Below are 3,734 nucleotides of genomic sequence, written 5' to 3' on the forward strand. Positions count from 1 at the left end.
AGCGTATGCAACGGTGCATCCTTGTTGTGAGTATCGCGATGAAGAAGTGAAAGACGATCATAAAGAATAACGAGAGAATAACAAGAGAATAAGAAAATAGTAAAAAAGCCTGAATTAATATTCAGGCTTTTTTATTTTTACATATGCCATATAGAATTTACGTCATCGAATTATCTAAACGTGTGTTTACTGAAAACACCAAGTTTAGAAATGCAAATCCGCAATTTAATGGCGTTTTGCAATGCTTGTATGTTGGTATGACTAGTAAAACACCAAAAGAACGTTTTCTACAACATAAAACAGGCTACAGAAATAAGAAAGGTTATAAGCTGTCTTCTAATATTGTTGAGAAATACGGACTCTATCTTCGTCCGAGTTTATACAATCACATCGATCCAATTCCAACTAGAGCAGAAGCTTTAAAAATGGAAGAAACGCTAGCTTTAGAATTGCGCAGACAGAAGTATGCGGTTTTGTTTAATTAATTAGAAGGGTTATGTTTTATTAAATAAAATTATATTAGCTGTTTATAAGTAACAATTCAAATTATAGAATGATTAAATCTTTACCATTTAAACTTTTTTTACTACTTTTTATTCTTTCTAGCTTTTATGCAACAGCACAGATTACTCTAACGCATAATTCTTGTGAGGTTGTTAGAACAAATATACATTCTTGCACATCAGCTACTATTTATTGGTCAAGAACATTTACACTTCAAGATTTTGGGATTGGTTTAAACGATGAATTTATTATTACTACAGGGCAAGTGGCTGTAGTTAATACTTCTTGGAGACCTACTGCTAGATTTAGAATTTATGCAATAGATAATGGCTTTCCTTCTACTTTTTTAGAGTCAAACCTAATTGGAATAAGTCAAGAAATATACTTACCATGGTATGTTTCACTCATTCCAGAGATAGTTACATTAGATTTTAATACTCCTATAGTTGTTCCAGCTGGAACGGAGCGTATCTTAGTTGAAGTAGAAAAAGGAGGTGATGTAAATTCGAGTGCAGTAGCTTTTATAGCGGGATCTATTTATGATAATGATTTTTCATGGCAAAGAAGGTGTATAACTGGAGGAGCAACACCAGTTAATGGATTTGTAACAGCAACAGACATGGGGCGTCCAGATGCAAATTTTTATATTAATGTAAGTGGAGTTCGAAATAATATTATTTCTCCCTTCTCTCTAAATTACACAAATGATTGTAGTCAAACACTCAAAGAATTCTATTTAAACAACACAAATAATATAGCTTCTGTTATTTGGAATTTTGGAGATCCAGCATCAGGAGTAAACAATACTTCAAATCTCACTTTGCCTTTACATGACTTTTCAGCATCAGGGCAATATTCTATTGCCGCAAACATTATACAAAACGATGGATCTGCTTATGTTATTAATGAAACAATATCTGTAGCCGAACCTCCAATTGCTTATCCTGTAAGTGATATTCTTAGTTGTGAAGATAATCAAGGAATGGGTGTTTCTTCAAGTTTTGACACCTCCAATGTCGTATTAGAAGTTGTAAATGGGCAAACAGGAGTTATTGTTAGCTATTATGATCAAAATGGTAATCAGCTACCTAGTCCATTGCCAAACCCTTTTACTAATACACTAGCAAACACTCAAGAAATTACTGTGCGGGTTAGCAACAGTAGCGATTTATGTTGTTATAGTGAAACGACTTTTGATTTGTTAATAAATCCTCTTCCTGAAATAGCTTCTGTAAATAATTTATTTGCTTGTGATAATAATAGGGATGGTTATGCTATATTCGATTTAAGTAATTTAACAGTTGATTTAGTAAATGGGCAGTCAAATATTTTAGTCGAATTATTTGATAGTGGTAATAATAGTATTCCTTTAAATGACTTAAATGACTTAAATGACTTAAATGATTTTGAAAACCTTATTCTTAATCAAGACTATATAGATGCAGTGTTGACTAATTCTATTACTAACTGCGCTTCAGAAACTAGAATTGTACTCGATATTTATGATAATCCAGAAGTAACTCAATTACCAGAGTTATATGCTTGTGATGATAATGCAGATGGTATTTCAGAATACTTTGACACGGGGAATGTAGAAACTCAAGTTCTAAATGGGCAAACAGGAATGCATGTAACTTATTATAAGGCAGATGGGACAGAGTTACCAAGTCCATTAGCAAACCCGTTTACTAATAGTGAGACCAATAATCAAAATATAACAGTAAGAGTAACGGATGATTTTACTAACTGCTATTCGGAAACTATACTTCATTTAGAAACCATAACACAACCAAATATCAGCCAACCAGATAATTTATATGCTTGTAATCAAGGGGAGGGATATGCAACGTTTGATACTACTTTATTAGAAGGGCAAATTATAGGAAACCAAACAGGGTTATCTATACATTATTACGATTCTAATAATATTGAATTGTCAAGTCCGTTACCTGCTCTATTTCAGAATATAGAGCCTTATCAGCAAACAATATATGTGAAGGTTGTAGATGCTTCTAATTCCTTATGTTATTCTGAAAGATCTTTCGATTTAATAGTAAATAGATTACCAGTGATTAGTATTGAAGAAGAATATTTTATTTGTAATCTAGCACCATCTATTATTATAAATGTCGAATCTAGCTATACGTCTTATGAATGGCTTTTTGAAGATGGAACTTTAATTTCGTCTACGTATAGCGCAGAAATAATAAATGAAGGAAGTTACGTATTAACGGTTGCCGAATTAAAGAACAATATTATTTGTGAAAACTCATTTTCGTTTCGTTTAATTCGTTCTAATTTACCAGAAATTGTACAAGTAAACCATGGCGAATTAGGGAACAATTACATGGAGATAATAGCCTCTGGAGATGGTGATTTTGAATATTCTATTAATGGTGTTAATTATCAGGATAATAATTATTTTTCAAACCTAGAAGGAGGGACTTATACTGTATTTGTTAAAGATAAAGATGGTTGTGGGCAAGATTCTAAAGAAATAACAATTATTGATTATCCTAAAATATTTACTCCTAATAATGATGGTTATAATGACTACTGGCAAATAGAAGGGGTCACTAAATTTCCTAATTCTAAAATATTAATATTTGATAGATATGGGAAACTAATAAAACAGCTTTCATCAAATAGTTTGGGTTGGGATGGAACTTTTAATGGAAATACTATGAATACCAACGATTATTGGTTTACGGTAGAACTTGGTACAGGTAAAACCTTCTCTGGTCATTTTACTTTAAAAAGATAGTAGCTTAATATATAGGTGACATCTATTTTACTTTTTCTAGCAAAGTCGTAACCGCTTTTTAAAAATATTAATGCTATATAAAAAAACGCTTCTAGAAATTAATCTAGAAGCGTTTTTTTTTAATTTGCGTGTCTTGGTGATAAACAGAAGACTCTTCTTATTATGCATAAGAGTGCGTTACCTATCAGCAGCGACTCGCTGCTACATCATTCCTGGCATACCGCCACCCATTCCTCCTGGCATACCACCTGGAGTATCTTCTTTAATATCAATTAAAGCACATTCTGTAGTTAAAATCATTCCAGCAACAGAAGCAGCATTTTCTAATGCAATTCATACTGGTATTGCAGCGGTTGGTCATGATACGAAAGATTTAAAAGCAACCGATGAAGCGTATGCAACGGTGCATCCTTGTTGTGAGTATCGCGATGAAGAAGTGAAAGACGATCATAAAGAATAACGAGAG

The 3,734-nt window shown here is 32.5% G+C and carries 3 protein-coding genes; all 3 read left to right on the forward strand.

The annotated features are described in order from the left end of the window. Positions 1 to 143 precede the first annotated feature (143 nt). The 3 genes from ACVCZW_RS03630 (at position 144) to ACVCZW_RS03640 (ending at position 3,728) form a co-directional block, all read left to right on the forward strand. Entirely contained in the window at positions 144 to 485 is a 342-nt protein-coding gene (locus tag ACVCZW_RS03630; protein WP_452231664.1) for a ribose-5-phosphate isomerase, read from the forward strand. Between the two features lie 68 nt (positions 486 to 553). After that, positions 554 to 3,268, forward strand: coding sequence for a T9SS type B sorting domain-containing protein (locus ACVCZW_RS03635; RefSeq protein WP_452231665.1), 2,715 nt, complete (start codon positions 554 to 556; stop codon positions 3,266 to 3,268). 172 nt (positions 3,269 to 3,440) lie between these two features. Beyond that, complete coding sequence (locus ACVCZW_RS03640; RefSeq protein WP_452231666.1) at positions 3,441 to 3,728, forward strand: hypothetical protein; 288 nt, start codon at positions 3,441 to 3,443, stop codon at positions 3,726 to 3,728. The last annotated feature ends 6 nt before the right edge of the window (positions 3,729 to 3,734 follow it).

The organism is Lacinutrix sp. MEBiC02595 (assembly GCF_053601555.1).